Genomic DNA, 15,542 nt, shown 5'->3' on the forward strand with positions numbered 1-15,542 from the left:
CGCTCAAACTAACTGTATTAATCAGTTAGCGGATCTAAGTTATATTATGAAAAGTAAACAACAAGGCCTGTTAAGGTTTGAAAGTAGCCGCCTTGCTACCGATTTTTCGTATCAAACGGATCTCGCATTTAGTGATTATTTAGCGTTTGCATATCAATATATTTTAGCTAAAAATCCACGTGCATCTATGCCTTGCCCTATTTTGACTGACACCTATCAACACCTAGTTAAACAACAACAGCGAACAAGCACACCAAATATTGTTGATTTGATAGCGCCATTTGAATTACGCCAAAATAACAATCATAAAGCCGTGTTATTAATACACGGGCTCACTGATTCGCCATTTACCTACCACGATCTAGCCCAAATTTACTTTCAACAAGGCTATACAGTTCGAACCTTATTATTACCCGGTCACGGCACTGCCGCTGATGCGTTAAGTAATATAAACGCCAAGCAATGGCAGCAAGCAACAGCTTATGCAATCAAGCGCACAGTTAAAGATTTTGATCAGGTGATTTTAGGGGGCTACTCTACGAGTGCCGCACTTTTACTTAATTACTTAACAGTGCAACCAGTTGACTCGAAAATAAAAGCGCTTATGCTGTTTTCACCCGCGACAGAACCACATAATAAAAATGGCTGGCTTGCCAAGTGGATTGACCGTATTCCCTTCATTAACTGGATAGATAAAGATGCCGATATTGATTTTGCAAAATATGAGTCATTTCCATTTAATGCAGCAACCGCCGCCGATGATGCAATGCACTCTATCGCGTTATCAACATTAATAAAACGGCCATTACCAAACTTGCCTATTTTTTCAGTGATGAGTGATGTCGATACCACGATAGATACTCGTGCGTCGCTGCAGTTATTAACGGCATTACACGATGTAAAAGCACGCCCAGCTAACCGTTTAGATACCTTGGTTTATTATGGTGATGCAACAAAAATCACCCGTGACTTTCCCGATGATTACACACTATTAAACCCGCAGTGCAAAAGTTCTACCTGTAAAAACATTCATGGCATTTCCCATATCGCCGTCGTTAACTCACCAAACAACCCTTATTATGGCATAGCTGATGTTTATCGTAATTGCGGTAGTTATCTTGATGACGATGCATTATATAAGCTGTGTAAAACAACCAAAACACCTAATATTGGCGAGCGTACTGCTGAAAACATTGCCGCATTTCCAACCTTTCAACGCCTCACTTATAACCCTTATTTTACTGAGCAAGCACATTATATAAAACAGTTTATAAAGCAGGTTGAAGGCTTTCAAGGTAATCAATAATGACCACATTTAGTCACCGCTGGCTTGCCAGCATTAGTGAGATTGAGGCTGGCGTTTGGCAGCAATTTTTTACCGATAATCCCTTTACGAACCATGCGTTTTTATTTGCATTAGAACAAAGCCAATGCGTATCAGCCACGACTGGTTGGCAACCACAACATTTAGCTATTTATCAAAATGATATTTTGGTGGCACTGGCCCCCGGTTATTTAAAAAGCCACTCATATGGTGAATATGTGTTTGACTGGGCGTGGGCGCAGGCGTATGAAAAGCATGGCCTAGAGTATTACCCTAAATGGTTATCGGGCTCTCCATTTAGCCCTATTGAAGGGCAGCGTATAGCGATTGACCATGCGCAACCAGATCAAGTATATCAATACATTACTGCGCTTTTAACAAAGCAGTGTGAACAACAAGGTTGGTCTGGCTGGCACATTAACTTTTGCACACAGCAGCAAGTATCACATCTCACCTCTCATCAAGGCATGCATCGTACTGGTGTGCAGTTTCAATGGCAAAATCAAAACTACGCTACTTTTGATGATTTTTTACAGCATCTGACCGCGCGTAAGCGTAAAGCTTTAAAAAAAGAGCGCAGTAAAATAGCACAGCAAAATATAACTATTAACTGGTTACAGGGCGAACAAGTCACTGTAGAGGTGATGAGCCAGTTTTGTGAGTTTTACCAACGGACTTATTTAAAGCGCTCTGGCCACATGGGCTATTTAAACCATGATTTTTTTATTTTACTGCATGCCTTAATGGCCGAACAACTGGTGATCATGCACGCAATACATGATGGTGAAGTCATTGCAGCAACGCTGAGCTTTAAAAGCAGTGACACATTATATGGGCGCTATTGGGGAGCCGTTGAAGAAGTAGACTGCCTGCACTTTGAGCTTTGTTATTACCAAGGTATTGAGTATTGTATTAAGCACCAACTTAGCTGCTTTCACTCAGGTGCGCAGGGCGAGCACAAAATAGCCCGTGGTTTTGCCCCAGTATTTACCCACTCAGTGCATAATGTGATAGATAGCAACTTTCGCCCTGCAATCGCAGATTACTTACAACGTGAACGCCAACATATACATATCTATCACCAACAGTGCGCTGAGTTATTACCTTTTAAAGCAGACGTTTAAAAATTAATAACTGATTATTGGCAGGCATAGCGATATCTTCAACAAACGTTAAACCTGCTTTTACGGCTAATTGCTGTACCCATTCAAAATCACGAATGCCGCTTTGCTCATCTTGCTGCTTTAAAAACTCATCAAAGCGCTGATTACTTTCACTAGTAAAAGCGCCATTGTATTTAAACGGTCCATAAATACACACAATGCCTTTTGCGACTAGATGCTTGCTCACGCCAGTAAAAAATTGCTCAACCAATGGTTTACTCACGATATGCAAAGTATTGGCGGTATAGATTGCGTCAACGGTACTTACAGGCCATGGATTATTTAAATCTAACTCAATGGGGGCGTGTAAATTACTCAGCTGCACTTCATCAACCCATTGTTTAATGCCATTGTGATTCACAAGGCGATCACTGGTGTGCCATTGTAAATGAGACAAATTCGCAGCAAAATGCACGCTATGTTGACCCGTACCAGAGCCAACTTCGAGTACGCTTTCAGCATGCGCCAAATGGGGTATGATGCCACGTAATATTGGGCTCTTATTGTTTTCGCAGGCTTGTGAGAAAGGTTTTATCATATTGCAGTGCACCAATATTGGTAAATTATGCCCCCAAGTAAAACAAATATCCTTCATAATGTCGCGCAAAAAAACCATATTTAAAGTAAATGTTTTAATATTCAATGTAGTAAAAAAAAGATTTAATCATGGTATGGGTTATGCACTCTCTTAATCGAATCAACTAAATGGAGAAAACTATGTATATATCCCCTTACACCGCTCTAGACGCTGCAGTTGCAGCAAGTGAAAAACCAGTGACTGATAAACTAGGCAGCGATGAACGTGCTACTGTAATTGATTTACTATCACAAAAAAATCAGGCATTAACACATGAAACCGACCAAATATTTATCCTTGGCTATAATTAAACAACTCGCCTCCTGTCATTATTTACAATTTGTGACTTGCACCGAAACCGATTAACTGTAATGATAACAATTATCGTTACAGTTAATCGGTTTTCTTATGCATGAACATCAAGCTATGCTTTATTATCAACAGCAAATGAAATGTGTTTGTCAACGTCCGGGGCTACATGCTCCCGCGTTAGTTGCAAATTATATTGAAGCTGGTTTGAGTGCTGCACGCTATTACGAAAAAAATAATAGCATGCTATTACAAGAGCTCTATCTAAGACGTACTTTTCATGAAATCCTCAACAAAATGTGCGACTCTTTAATTCATTGTGCCATTCGTAAGCAATGTTTAGAGCAACTGTATAAACCTTTACTGGCGTTAAAGCGCTTTTATAGAAGCCATAATAGTACCGGGAAATACCTCATATTAGAGCGTGAAGCCCGTATTCTCAGTCACGAATTCAACCCTTTCTAGGAGCTTTTATGAGCGAATTTAGAACCGAATCAGATAGCATGGGCGAACTACAAGTCCCTACAGAAGCACTTTATCAAGCGCAAACTCAACGAGCTGTAAATAACTTTCGCATTAGCGACTTAGTAATGCCAAAACAGTTTATTACTGCTCTTGCGTACATCAAACAAGCCGCAGCTCAAAGCAACAACGAACTTGGTCATTTAAGTAAAAATAAAGCACTGTTAATCGAACGTGCATGCCAAGAGATCATTGATGGTCAACATTTAGAGCACTTCCCTATTGATGTGTTTCAAACTGGTTCAGGTACCAGTACCAACATGAATGCGAATGAAGTAATTGCAACACTGGCAAGTCGTTATGGTGATGAAGTTATTCATCCTAACGATGATGTAAATATGGGCCAAAGCTCTAATGACGTGATCCCCACAACCATTGCGGTGAGCAGTGTTATAAACGTGGTGTATGAGTTATTCCCGGCGCTAGATCAGTTATCACAAACGCTAGAGCGTAAAAAATCTGAAGTGGGTGACATTGTCAAAACTGGCCGTACCCACCTGATGGATGCCATGCCAGTTACATTCGCGCAAACTCTTAGCACGTGGCAACATCAAGTTGATACTGCGATGGCGGGTATTCGCTTCAGCTTAGACGGCGTGTCAGCTTTAGCGCAAGGCGGCACCGCAGTTGGCACTGGTATAAATGCTGATCCTCTCTTTGCGGAGCAATTTTGTAAAAACCTCAGCGCCAATGTTGGCGTACGTTTTACACCGAGTAAAAACTTCTTTTATAATATTGGATCGCAAGATGCGATTGTTGCTTTATCGGGGCAATTAAAAGTACTTGCCGTCGCACAAATGAAGATAGCTAACGACCTACGTTGGATGAATTCCGGCCCGTTGGCGGGCCTTGGTGAAATAGAGTTAGAAGCATTACAACCTGGCTCTTCAATTATGCCAGGCAAAGTAAACCCTGTGATCCCTGAAGCGGCTGTTATGGTCAGCGCACAAGTGATTGGCAACGATGCAACGATTACAGTTGCAGGCCAATCAGGCAACTTTGAGCTCAATGTCATGCTACCTGTGATCGCCTATAATATTTTGCAAAGTATCGAACTGCTAGCAAATAGTAGCCAAGCCTTAGCCGATAAAGCAATCCGCTCTTTTAAAGTTAATCAAACTAATATTGATAAAGCACTCGCTAAAAACCCAATCTTAGTAACCGCACTTAACCCTGTAATTGGCTATGCTAAAGCCGCTAAAATAGCCAAACAAGCATACCAAGAAGGTCGCCCAATACTCGATATTGCCGAACAAGAAACAGATCTATCACGTAGCGAGCTGGAAACTTTACTTAACCCTGCAAAGTTAACTCAAGGCGGGCTATAAAAAATATTAAACCCGTCCACAGCGACGGGTTTAACCTTTGAATGCCATAGTTTTTATTGCTGTGTAATCTGCAAAGTGTATGATGGTGATTACTTGTTCATCACTGTGAAGGTTATTATGCGCTTATCTCTTATCGCTGTTTTGCTGCCGTTATGTTTATCTGCATGCTCAGATGCTGGTACATCAGGTTCTAACACTACAAACTCTGTAGCTGAAAACTCTGACACTTCAGAGCACGCTCAACTAAGCCCAGCTCCCGCAGCCCTTATTAAAGACAATCAAACAACTAAAGTAGACCCACTAACAAACGTTGTAGCCAGCAAAGAAAGTCTTAGTATCGCTCACCAACAGTTAAAAGATTTAATTAGCGATCCACAGTGTGATGACCATACTCAGTGTAAAATATTAGCTATTGGCAGTCGTGCTTGCGGCGGCCCGAGTAGCTATGTTGCTTATTCGACTAAATCAGCCGATGAGCAAGAAGTGCTCGCATCAGCAAAGCAAGTCACTTCATTAGAAAGCCAATTTAATGCGCAAACGGGTATGATAAGTATTTGCCAACACCTAACTGAACCAAGTGCTCAATGCATTGAAAATAAATGTGTTAAACTTGAAGGCTCTGCAGCAAGTGTTTATTAAGGGATAATAGTATGAGCCGTTTTTCTTATTCTAAATTATTAGCTACCGCAACTGGTTTGCTGATGCTCAGTGGCTGTGCTAATACTGCTGACTCTTCAAAAAATAATAATGTAGATTTATCTAAATCTAACAAAGCATTGGGTGAGTTGATCCAAGAAAATAACTGTACAGCCAGCTTTCAATGTAAAGTGCTTGAAGTCGGGCAACGTGCCTGCGGTGGGCCGAGCCGGTATGTAGTCTATTCAACGTTACAAACGCCACAAGAAAAAGCAGAGCAATTAGCACGTCAAATTACTGCACAAGAAACGGCTGAAAATAAAGCGAACGGATTAAGTGATTGCTTACCGATTTTACCTATTCAAGCATTATGCATTGCTCAGCGGTGCCAGTCTTTTGACCTGAAATAATATGGTATTCACTATGTTATTAATGGAAGCAATGAGGAAATCACTACAACCGCCACGATGCAAACCCCGGCCTTAAAAATATACTGTACTGGCATTTGTTTTTTTATCCAGTAGGCATAAATAAATCGTACAAAATAACTTGCTGCAGTACCAAATAAAGCAAATATTAGTAGGTAGGCGATTAACAGTATATTCACGGCAGCTCATTCTTTAATAATTTAAGCCCTCAGTGTAAGGGCTTAAATTCAATAAGGCAAAGCTTAGCGCTTACTTGTGTGTGCAATTAACAGTTCAGCAACTTGCTGTTTTACTGCGCGCTTATCATCGACTGCAACCCCAAAACGATCTGCAAGTAAGGCGATCTCTTCGTCATTAAGATTAAACGACAATCGCTGCCGCGTCTTTTTTGATTTTACATCAAGAGCCAAAATTTTACGGATCATATCTGATGGTGTCAGTTCTTGGTCAATCGCTTGTTTTTTTATCGATTTTTGTACTTCACTGCTTAAATCAAAGGCCATTTGGGTTGCTCTAACCGCTTGCTCTTGGCGCTGCCATTTAGCCTTTGCATCACTCACTTTGCGTCTCCAGGAAACAAATCAACAATATCACTCATTGGACGCGTAAGCGTAAGTGATACCTCTGTTTCACCGCCATCCCAAATTTCAATATTTAAGCCAAAGCCTTCATCGGGCGATGCTAAACAGATCATCTCACATGGTTCACCACCTTCTTGCTCATAACGAGGCAAGGTTTGACCACGGTAATCTTTATTATGAAAATAACAAACATAAGGCGACTCACTTTGTTGATAGCTTTTAGCTAAAAACTGCATGTGGCGCTCAGGTGTATTTTGTACATCAATTTGTGTCAGTGAATCTTCATCAAAAATACGCGAAAACTCATCTAAGCCAAAAATCTCTTCAACTTCATCGCGCTGAATCTTTATTGAGAAGTTAGCCCACTCCTCACCATCGTCTTGCTCAATTTGTAAAAAAACAACTTGGCCACTGTTTGTTTCAAGTACAAATTCAGTATCACTGCTGTGCTGATATTGATACGTTTGAATATCAATAACACGCAATGTTTCGCCTTTTAACCACGAAGGGTAAGCAAACGAATCAATAACGCTAAACATGTCGCCTTTTTTAAGTTCGCTGGCATGATTAAGCTGACGCTCTGGCTCTTTTTTAGATTTAAAAAAATTAAACATAGGAGACTGCCTTTAAGCAAAAAAGGCAACAAGGCCGAAAGCCTGGTTACCTTTTTAAAATATGGACGTAAATATTAGCTATTTTGCTTCGCTTTAATGCGAGCTAAAATATCAGCGCTTTTTGGACTTGAATCGCCAATGCCTGCTTCAGCCATTTTTGCTTTTAGATCATCGCCGTTTACATCAGACTCAAGCTGTTTAGCTGCACCAAGCTGGTCGCTACGATCTTGCTGACGTTGCTTAATACGCTCTAAAGATTGACGAGCCGACGTCATAGACGAGCTGTTTGTATTTAGCGTGCTGTTAACAGCCATTGTCGCTTGTTGAACGCTTTCAGTCGTCTTAACCATAGTAAGCTGACGTTGATTTTCTTTGATCGATTTCTCAGCGTCTTTAACTTGCTGCTTAAGGGCAACAATGTGGTTACTAAAACCCGATAATACTTGTTCGTTTTCAGCTTTCTCAGCTTCAAAATCACCAATTTTTTCTGCAATTTCTAGCGCCAACGCTTCGTTGCCCTTTTCAAGCGCTTGCCCTGCATATGCTTCATGTTCAGCGATTGATGCATCTACAGCGCTAATTTTACGCTTAGTTTGCATTTCTTTAGCCATTACTTCCGTAAGGCTTTTCTTAGCGCGGTGAAGAGCATTTTGCGCGTCAGCAATTTCTTGCTCAAAAATACGGATGCCATTTGCATCTACAATTGCTTCGCCTGCTTCACGAGCGCCGCCACGTACTGCTGTAAATAATTTTTTCAAAATACTCATAATCTTAACTCCACTAACTAGCTATTAATCATTTAAATACAAAGTCACGGCTTCTAGTGCATCTATAGCGTTATCTGCTAATGTTACTAGTTCGTGGGTAACATCATCTAATGATGAGTTTACCGACAGTGCACCAAAAATCGCGTATTTGTTATCGATTTTAGCAAATGCACTCAGCGGAATTGGCACGTTTAAACGTAGTAATGTTTCGTTTAATTCGTTGCGTAATTCACTTTTAACTTCATTTTCGTCAAACAAGTAGCTAATACATAATAACTGCTCTTGTGTTTGCGTAACAAAAATTGGAAGTTCATCATTTCCATCAACAATGACTTGTAACACATCCTGCTCACCTGGATTGGCAATCAAGAAAGATTCAAAGTTAGCGCCTTCAGTTTCAAAAGCCGCTAATTTTATTGAAAGTTCGTTTAATTCCATGTCTGTGCCTTTTTGTCGTTTGACATATTATGTCTGAGTTAAGATTCGCACGGACGACATATTATGTCAACCATGTTTTATTAATTTTTGTATAATTCGCTTTCTACCTGCCACGCACTTCGGTAATAATCATACAAAGTACCTGTGCCTAATTGATTGACTTCAATATCATTTATTTGTTCAAAATAATGATTTGGAAACACAAATGAAGCCAATAAATATTTTTGACTGATCCACCTAGAAGCAATAGGTAGCGTTTTTATATCGCTAATTCTGGCACTGGCAGGTTTCCCTGCGGTTGTTGCAATCGTCCAGCCCCACTGACCAAAAGACGGAATATTTTGCTGATACTGCTCAACATGCTTAAATCCAGCTGCTTTCACTGTTTTACCAATGCTTAAAAATGCGTTTTTAGCATGGTACGGTGACGTTGACTGCACTGCCATGGCCCCATCAGCAGCTAGCAGTTGACGCACGTGATTGTAAAAATAATCACTGTACATTTTATTTAAGTCGGGATGGTTTGGATCCGGTAAATCAATAATTATAGTATCAAAGCGCTCCCCTTCACCGAGCAACCGCTCGACTTCTAAGAATGCATCACCAACAATGATATTAGCTCGCGGATCTAACATGGCATTATTATTAAGCTTACTTAAACGTGCAGTGATCTCAGCAGGTGTAATAAACTCATCACTTGGATAACCAAATAAATCAAGTAGCTGTCCATCTAAGTCAATTAAAGTAACTTTTTTAACGGGCCATTTTAGTGCATCTCTTAATGCTAAACCGTCGCCACCACCCACAATCAAAATATTATCATGACGGTTTGAAGCCAACATCGCAGGATAAACTAACATAGAGTGGTAAATCTGCTCATCAACACTAGAGAACTGTAAACGTCCATTTAAATAAAGATCTGTAATAGGCTCTGGCTGATTAAGGCTTAAACGCTCTGTGAGCACCAAGTGCTGATATTTAGTCGCTTCAGAATAAATAACTTTATCTTTATACAATACGTTACTTAAATTTTTCATCCAGCTACTGCCAAGCACTAAAATAAAAGCAAATAGCACGAGCAAAAGGATATGGCATACAAGTAATAATTTGGCGAAACGTACATGGGTGTGATAACGCCATAAAAATGCCAGCCCTGCAATAATATTAAACAAAGCGGTCCATGCGGCTGCTTGCATAATCGGCATAGACAGCATGATACTCACCCAAATAGCCGCGCCAATACCGGCACCAATATAATCTGCACCATAGATAGTGCCTGCATTATTTTCTAAAAAGCGGCCATAAACGTGCTGACGAATACGCGCTATTAACGGTATTTCCATACCAATCAATAAACCAAGTAATAGGCCAAACACATAGGGTAAAAATCGAGACCAATCTTGAAGCTGTTGGAACACATAACCATTTAATATGGTATCGGCAGGTAAATTGAATATCTCAGAAAAAATATGAGGTAATGAATAGCTTACAGCAATGATACTCGCTATTGCTAAAATACAACCCATACCAACAAGTGCAATCAAACTCTCTAGCCATGCAAAAGCGGTAAACGCATCTTTAAACCAGCGCGCTAAAAATGCACCAATCCCCATAGCAACAATCATGGTGCCAATCATCGCATAAATAGCACTTTCAACAGAGCCTAATACACGCCCGGCATAATGCGACAAAAGATATTCATATATAAGGCCACACCCGGCAAGTACGGCCATAACAGTAATTAATAAAAAATCATGCCCAAGTAAGGCGTACTTACTTGGGCTTTGCTTAGAATGTGACAAGTTTTATGCGCCTAGTAATGTAGCCATGGTAACACCAACAGCAAACGATACCGCTGCTGAAATAGCCGCTACGCCTACATTTTTCTGACGGTTAACTTCATCTGAAATATCGCAACCTGATAGAATAATTTTGATTGTGATCAGATGTAACACTATAAATACAAGCAGGCTTATCATTGCGCTTACAGCCCAGTAAAGCAAACTAGCACTAATATTATCAGCAACATACGGTGCAATACCTGTTGCAGCAGTAATCGCAAGTGCGCTACCGATTAGGAAACCAGCATAACGAATCCCAACAGCCAAATTGCCATCTACAATAGCCTGCTGCAAACAATCGCCGCTGCGATTTGTACGCTTAAACAGTTGCACTCGATACTGACTTACTAACAAAAGTACAATGCTACCAATCACAAATGCAGCAATAACAATTGGAAGTCCATACCAACCATCTGTTGCGACCCAAAATAGTGCAGAACGGATGACAATTGCAACACTCACTACATGACCAAAATCAATCACGGCAGCTGTGACATTACCTTTTACTATCTCATCATGTAAGCTAACTTTTCGTAAAGCCACTTTATCCTGAAAAAAGTGCCCTAGCTTAATTAGGGTAATTGCCAATAAACCGTAAGCCGTCATTTGCAGCGCTTCTTGCTGTAGCGTTGCAGCAAATGAGCCACTGCTTACACCAGTTAAAACAATGGCCAATGCAACTAAACCAGCAGCAAAACTAATTCCAAACGCAAAGTTATCGCGCTCTGTAATTTCATCATTCGCGTGTAAGTTTGAGACCCAGCCTTTGATATATTTTAGACTCACAAATAAAGCGATAATAATTGCGAAATCGATCGCTATCGCTTGTAGTGACCACATTGTTATTCCATTAAATTCGTACATATTATTTACACTCCAACACTAATTCTTTAAATAGCCGTTTACTTACCGCGACTTACGCCACGAGAGGTTCTATTATTGCTGTTTCTCACCGTTCCAGAGCCTTTGCTATAACTACTACGGCTTTTAGGTGGCGTATAACTGCTGCGACTTAGCCCTGATGCACCTGTCTTTTTAGAAGCATACGGGCTTGAGAATTGCTTACCTTGGCGTTGATATGATTGTCTGGTGCGGGTTTCAACCGCAGTTTGCGCTTTAATTTGCTTGGGACTAGAGTAGCGTGAGCGCCCATAATCACTGTAATAACTATATTTACGACGTTTACTCCAGCTACCATATTCAACGCGATCAAACACATCACCTAAAATACGATACATGCCGTACCACTGCCAAAAACTAATTCCGTTACTGTTAGTCTGCCAATTGCCGTAGTTAGGATTGCCGACTAGCTGATTACCTTCACCAACGCCTTCAGCCTGTTGGCTAATTGCTCCAACTCGTGCTAAAGAGCCCCCTGACATATCAGCAAGCATATTAATCGGATCAGTCAATGCATCAGCAAACAAAGTAGGTTTGACGGCATCGCGCAACAAATCTAAATTTTGTAAAGAATCTTCATAAGGAGGGATTAAATAAGTGCTTTTTATATCGGTAAGACGCTGTGTCAGGCCAGCATAAAGTGCACCTTTTTGAGTTGCGTCTTGTGCTATAACAGATGCAACCTGTGATAACTCCGGTTTTTCATTTGCGATAATACGTGCATATTCACTCAATAGTGTCGCATTACGAATTGAGCCATTATCCAATGCTTTGCCGAGTTCATTTAACTCAATTTCAGCTTTAGCAATAGATTGTTGAATTGTTTGTTGCAACTGCTCTTCTTTCGATTGGCAGCCCATAAGCAAGCTTATCAAACAAAACAGGCTTATAAGTTTCCAAGCTTTTATATTCGACATTCATGTCACCTGATTTTCTAAATTAACCTTCCTAGTTTTACACAGCTCAGAAAGTAAACCAAGGATGAAATTGCAACAAGATGATATTTTCTAAAGGTAAAAGCCTATGTTTTACTGCACTCAACTTTTAATTAGCTAGATGACAACTAGAAGGTGACACGAGCTCCCCCTCATAGCCGACAAACACTCTATACGATAACCCCCTCAAAAATTTGAAGTGCTCTGCTTTATAAACATAAGCTCAGCGAGTTAATCTAGTAATGGTTTTGCAAATTTAGTTGGACGCTCTATCATTTGAATTTAAAAAAACTGCTCAATTAAAAATGGATACTTAAATGTACAAATACCCAATACATAGTATGACCCTATCTAACTAGGCTGAATGATTTATTCTTATTACATTGACAATGTTGTCTCATTAAAATAATTTAAAAAGGTACAAAACCAAAAATGAAGAACTCTTCAATTATATAATAAGGAATTTTTAATGAAGAAAATATCCATTGCCGCTTTTCTAATGTCTTCGCTATTTTTAAGCAGTCAAACATTCGCCGCTGATTTCTGTATAACTAAAGAGAAGTAACCAAGCAGGGTGCTAGTATTAAGCTCTGCCGGTGGTTTGTCATCGTCCCTATTTCCTATACTGCATGGCGATTTAAGAGATATTCCATACATTGATAAAACAGGAACAATAACTAGGGCGTGTTGACCTTTCGTGATTGATTTTGCAGCAGTATGTTTGGTATTTAGGCAAGGCAGCGCCTATGCAGTGTGGTTGTTCCCCATAAATAGGCGATAACGCAGTATAAATGTCAAACATGCGCTGCCCAAAGGGTTCTTCCTAGGGGCGATTGACTCTTTGTTGCTCGGTTTTTACTTAGCCCGCTAGGTTACAAACCTCGCGCCGCGATTAAATCGCCCCTAGATTGAACAAATTTCAATCCACAAAGGTCAACACGCCCTAGTATTAGTTACACTTCTGCAAATTACCCAGATTCATTTGGCGAGATTGTTGAATTGTGCTTTTATCGAGCATATAACAATAATCCCGTTAAGTGCGAACCAATTTCCAAACTCTACTGGAGAGGTAACAGTATTTAATGGTGAGATCTTCAAACCAGGTATACAAGTATCAATTGTTCATAGAGTTGAAGCAGCAGGCACCTTCCATTATTCAACTCCAAATAGAATAGAAAGTATAACTTTTAACTACACAACTAACTAATTAACTCCTTAGACTCCAAATTTAATCAAAGGAGTCTATTTTCGTTTTGAGGGTAAATAGTATGGATCTACCTGATATCAAGAAAAGTTTGTTAAATACGAGAAAAGCTTTTACTCAGCCACAATCTGACCCAAAAAAAAGTAAGGATATAGAAATACATGCATCAGTTTCTTCATTAGCGTCGAAATTAAGTAAAGCAAAAAGCTCTATTGATATTTCTAAATTAAGTCAGCAAAATTTATCTCTACATAAGGAAGTACTCTCTTCAAATGCAAAAACAAATAATGATGAGGTTGCCACAGCAAAGTGGGAATTTGAACATTTATCCAAATCAAAACTTGAGACGATAGCATTAGACACAAGTAATACATTTAGCAGCTCAGAGAGAGTAGCTGCATATGAAAGATGGCACACACTTGATCAGCAAAACCTATCAAATCTAAAACGAGACAGCCTTAAATACGAAAGTAACGTTACCGCACTAGCATCATTTGAAGAATTACTATCATCTCATACGAACTCTTTTTCTTTTTTTAGTAAAGCGATGGTTTCCGATGAATATAGCTCACAAGCAACATCACAGTTTGAGTCTATTTTAGATGCACGGGATTTAGAAAAAAGCAAAAATATAAGCAGGTCTGAGCATTATTATGAAACTATGGTGATGGATATTTTTGGTGGTACTGAATCAGAAATTTTAAGCGGCACTGATGGGATGTCCTTATCTAACTTAATGCGAAGTTCTTATGAGTTTTTGACACAAGGAGATAGAGAACTATTAGCTGATATCTATGAATATGCTGATAATAATAATATAGATTTTAAGTATATACGTCAGTTTGCCAGTGATCTTGGTGGTTACAGAATGCATGACGATGGGAAGATACTTAATAATTTTAATAATGGCCACTTCAACGGTGAAGGATCCCAGCTTGCTGTCAGCTTTACGGATAAAGATCAAGCTACGATAAATAATATCCTTGATAGTCAGAAAAAACTATCTTCATCTGATATAGATGAGGGGTTCATTTCGTTTATGACTGAGCCAGGCTTAAGTGCATTGTCTCATCGGGGTAGTTACCAATTTTTACAACATATGATAGAAATAAAAGCGGGAATAGAGCCGAGTCTTTCAACTGAAAATTTTAAGGTTTTTGAAGGCTTTTCAGGGATTGATGATCGATATGTTATAACGACTTCTGATAAGCGGCTAATTAGGCCAGAACCTGATGTCATTTGTAAAAATGGTACCTGTGAAGTAACCGAAAAAGGTCTTAAAAACAATGTTACTTTAGAGGAAAATAAAGGCAATCCTATATTAGATCTTAAATCTAACTCAATAAGCTCCCTTTTAGAACTCAGAGTGAACAACACAACCGGAAATAACATTTTATTTCAATGGCTTGCTGATTGAAGTCAGATTTACTTTAACAATCTTGTAGGCTAAGACCACAATAAAGCATAACACCTGTTGCTTTTACAACAGCCGTACGGTTTTTAACTTTAAGAAATTGGCGAACAATTTGATAGCAAGTATTTAATCGCGCACCTTTGGTGTAGTGTAGGAAAGTTTTGAATGTTGGCCAATTTTGCTCACAAATAGCACAAGATTAAAATAGATCATCAATTACATGTGATTAATATAAAGGGGTTAAGCTGCTTTAAAGGCGTATTTTGACCTCTGAGGAGTTCGTGGTGTTCTTTTATGCCTTCAGGCTAAAGCATGACCTACAATAAAATACCTGCAAGTTGATTGTAAAACCGTCGGTCGTGATTTATCGCGACAACCGATATATGAGGGTGTGTTGCTTTCAGATGAACGCCTGAGCGACATTGACCACCTTGCACCTTGCACCTTGCTCACTTTTTCACTTTCCTGCAGACGTAAAAAAGCCCGACTCTATGAGTCGGGCTTTCTTTATTTGGAGCCTGGCGATGACCTACTTTCACATAACAAATGCTACACTATCAT

At 39.6% G+C, this 15,542-nt stretch carries 17 protein-coding genes; 8 read left to right on the forward strand and 9 right to left on the reverse strand.

Annotated features, from left to right (window positions below; all coding sequences use genetic code 11):
- Positions 1-46 precede the first annotated feature (46 nt).
- Positions 47-1,306, forward strand: a complete 1,260-nt coding sequence (locus HJP15_RS20775; RefSeq protein WP_316244669.1) for an alpha/beta hydrolase — start codon at positions 47-49, stop codon at positions 1,304-1,306.
- Entirely contained in the window at positions 1,306-2,448 is a 1,143-nt protein-coding gene (locus HJP15_RS20780) for a GNAT family N-acetyltransferase (RefSeq protein WP_064436052.1), read from the forward strand. Before HJP15_RS20775 ends, HJP15_RS20780 begins: the two co-directional genes overlap by 1 nt.
- On the opposite strand, the gene HJP15_RS20785 is transcribed toward HJP15_RS20780, so the two are convergent.
- The gene (locus HJP15_RS20785; RefSeq protein WP_054206811.1) at positions 2,432-3,025 is read right to left on the reverse strand and encodes a DUF938 domain-containing protein; all 594 of its coding nucleotides are present in this window, start codon (positions 3,023-3,025) and stop codon (positions 2,432-2,434) included. The genes HJP15_RS20780 and HJP15_RS20785 overlap by 17 nt on opposite strands.
- A gap of 179 nt (positions 3,026-3,204) precedes the next feature.
- Here HJP15_RS20785 and HJP15_RS20790 point away from each other — a divergent pair, with 179 nt between their 5' ends.
- The 5 genes from HJP15_RS20790 to HJP15_RS20810 all read left to right on the forward strand — a co-directional run bounded on the left by HJP15_RS20790 (position 3,205) and on the right by HJP15_RS20810 (position 6,269).
- The gene (locus HJP15_RS20790) at positions 3,205-3,375 is read left to right on the forward strand and encodes a hypothetical protein (RefSeq protein WP_167349710.1); all 171 of its coding nucleotides are present in this window, start codon (positions 3,205-3,207) and stop codon (positions 3,373-3,375) included.
- 97 nt (positions 3,376-3,472) lie between these two features.
- On the forward strand, positions 3,473-3,838 hold the full coding sequence (locus HJP15_RS20795; RefSeq protein WP_054455978.1) for a hypothetical protein: 366 nt from the start codon (positions 3,473-3,475) through the stop codon (positions 3,836-3,838).
- Between the two features lie 8 nt (positions 3,839-3,846).
- Positions 3,847-5,223, forward strand: a complete 1,377-nt coding sequence (locus HJP15_RS20800) for a class II fumarate hydratase (protein WP_170174553.1) — start codon at positions 3,847-3,849, stop codon at positions 5,221-5,223.
- Between the two features lie 117 nt (positions 5,224-5,340).
- A complete protein-coding gene (locus HJP15_RS20805) occupies positions 5,341-5,862 on the forward strand; it encodes a hypothetical protein (RefSeq protein ID WP_054206813.1) in 522 nt (173 codons plus the stop codon).
- Positions 5,863-5,873: 11 nt separating this feature from the next.
- Complete coding sequence (locus HJP15_RS20810) at positions 5,874-6,269, forward strand: hypothetical protein (protein ID WP_054206814.1); 396 nt, start codon at positions 5,874-5,876, stop codon at positions 6,267-6,269.
- 11 nt (positions 6,270-6,280) lie between these two features.
- Here HJP15_RS20810 and HJP15_RS22345 read toward each other — a convergent pair whose 3' ends face one another.
- The 8 genes from HJP15_RS22345 to HJP15_RS20845 all read right to left on the reverse strand — a co-directional run bounded on the left by HJP15_RS22345 (position 6,281) and on the right by HJP15_RS20845 (position 12,345).
- Complete coding sequence (locus HJP15_RS22345; protein ID WP_082355731.1) at positions 6,281-6,466, reverse strand: hypothetical protein; 186 nt, start codon at positions 6,464-6,466, stop codon at positions 6,281-6,283.
- Between the two features lie 63 nt (positions 6,467-6,529).
- The gene (locus HJP15_RS20815; protein WP_054206815.1) at positions 6,530-6,847 is read right to left on the reverse strand and encodes a hypothetical protein; all 318 of its coding nucleotides are present in this window, start codon (positions 6,845-6,847) and stop codon (positions 6,530-6,532) included.
- Positions 6,844-7,482: a DUF4178 domain-containing protein gene (locus tag HJP15_RS20820; RefSeq protein WP_054206816.1), complete on the reverse strand. Its 639-nt coding sequence runs from the start codon at positions 7,480-7,482 to the stop codon at positions 6,844-6,846. Before HJP15_RS20820 ends, HJP15_RS20815 begins: the two co-directional genes overlap by 4 nt.
- Positions 7,483-7,556: 74 nt before the next feature.
- Complete coding sequence (locus HJP15_RS20825; RefSeq protein WP_054206817.1) at positions 7,557-8,249, reverse strand: PspA/IM30 family protein; 693 nt, start codon at positions 8,247-8,249, stop codon at positions 7,557-7,559.
- Positions 8,250-8,273: 24 nt separating this feature from the next.
- Positions 8,274-8,687 carry a YjfI family protein gene (locus HJP15_RS20830; protein WP_054206818.1) on the reverse strand — a complete coding sequence of 138 codons (414 nt, stop codon included), beginning with the start codon at positions 8,685-8,687 and terminating at the stop codon, positions 8,274-8,276.
- 80 nt (positions 8,688-8,767) lie between these two features.
- On the reverse strand, positions 8,768-10,420 hold the full coding sequence (locus HJP15_RS20835) for a polyamine aminopropyltransferase (protein ID WP_439951192.1): 1,653 nt from the start codon (positions 10,418-10,420) through the stop codon (positions 8,768-8,770).
- Positions 10,421-10,492: 72 nt separating this feature from the next.
- Positions 10,493-11,392: a DUF350 domain-containing protein gene (locus tag HJP15_RS20840; protein ID WP_054455984.1), complete on the reverse strand. Its 900-nt coding sequence runs from the start codon at positions 11,390-11,392 to the stop codon at positions 10,493-10,495.
- Between the two features lie 38 nt (positions 11,393-11,430).
- Positions 11,431-12,345 carry a hypothetical protein gene (locus tag HJP15_RS20845; protein WP_054206821.1) on the reverse strand — a complete coding sequence of 305 codons (915 nt, stop codon included), beginning with the start codon at positions 12,343-12,345 and terminating at the stop codon, positions 11,431-11,433.
- A gap of 1,286 nt (positions 12,346-13,631) precedes the next feature.
- On the opposite strand from HJP15_RS20845, the gene HJP15_RS20850 reads away from it, so the two are divergent.
- Positions 13,632-14,984 carry a hypothetical protein gene (locus HJP15_RS20850; protein WP_170174554.1) on the forward strand — a complete coding sequence of 451 codons (1,353 nt, stop codon included), beginning with the start codon at positions 13,632-13,634 and terminating at the stop codon, positions 14,982-14,984.
- Positions 14,985-15,542: the final 558 nt, after the last annotated feature.

It is taken from the genome of Pseudoalteromonas sp. NEC-BIFX-2020_002, from assembly GCF_013002825.1.
GTDB lineage: Bacteria > Pseudomonadota > Gammaproteobacteria > Enterobacterales > Alteromonadaceae > Pseudoalteromonas > Pseudoalteromonas neustonica.

Coding starts and splice junctions, on each gene's coding strand:
- HJP15_RS20830 (WP_054206818.1), bottom strand. CDS start 8,687: ATGGAATTAAACGAACTTTCAATAAAATTAGCGGCTTTTGAAACTGAA.
- HJP15_RS20800 (WP_170174553.1), top strand. CDS start 3,847: ATGAGCGAATTTAGAACCGAATCAGATAGCATGGGCGAACTACAAGTC.
- HJP15_RS20840 (WP_054455984.1), bottom strand. CDS start 11,392: ATGTACGAATTTAATGGAATAACAATGTGGTCACTACAAGCGATAGCG.
- HJP15_RS20810 (WP_054206814.1), top strand. CDS start 5,874: ATGAGCCGTTTTTCTTATTCTAAATTATTAGCTACCGCAACTGGTTTG.
- HJP15_RS20780 (WP_064436052.1), top strand. CDS start 1,306: ATGACCACATTTAGTCACCGCTGGCTTGCCAGCATTAGTGAGATTGAG.
- HJP15_RS20835 (WP_439951192.1), bottom strand. CDS start 10,420: ATGGCCGTACTTGCCGGGTGTGGCCTTATATATGAATATCTTTTGTCG.
- HJP15_RS20795 (WP_054455978.1), top strand. CDS start 3,473: ATGCATGAACATCAAGCTATGCTTTATTATCAACAGCAAATGAAATGT.
- HJP15_RS20805 (WP_054206813.1), top strand. CDS start 5,341: ATGCGCTTATCTCTTATCGCTGTTTTGCTGCCGTTATGTTTATCTGCA.
- HJP15_RS20825 (WP_054206817.1), bottom strand. CDS start 8,249: ATGAGTATTTTGAAAAAATTATTTACAGCAGTACGTGGCGGCGCTCGT.
- HJP15_RS20820 (WP_054206816.1), bottom strand. CDS start 7,482: ATGTTTAATTTTTTTAAATCTAAAAAAGAGCCAGAGCGTCAGCTTAAT.
- HJP15_RS20775 (WP_316244669.1), top strand. CDS start 47: ATGAAAAGTAAACAACAAGGCCTGTTAAGGTTTGAAAGTAGCCGCCTT.
- HJP15_RS20845 (WP_054206821.1), bottom strand. CDS start 12,345: ATGTCGAATATAAAAGCTTGGAAACTTATAAGCCTGTTTTGTTTGATA.
- HJP15_RS20785 (WP_054206811.1), bottom strand. CDS start 3,025: ATGATAAAACCTTTCTCACAAGCCTGCGAAAACAATAAGAGCCCAATA.
- HJP15_RS20790 (WP_167349710.1), top strand. CDS start 3,205: ATGTATATATCCCCTTACACCGCTCTAGACGCTGCAGTTGCAGCAAGT.
- HJP15_RS20850 (WP_170174554.1), top strand. CDS start 13,632: ATGGATCTACCTGATATCAAGAAAAGTTTGTTAAATACGAGAAAAGCT.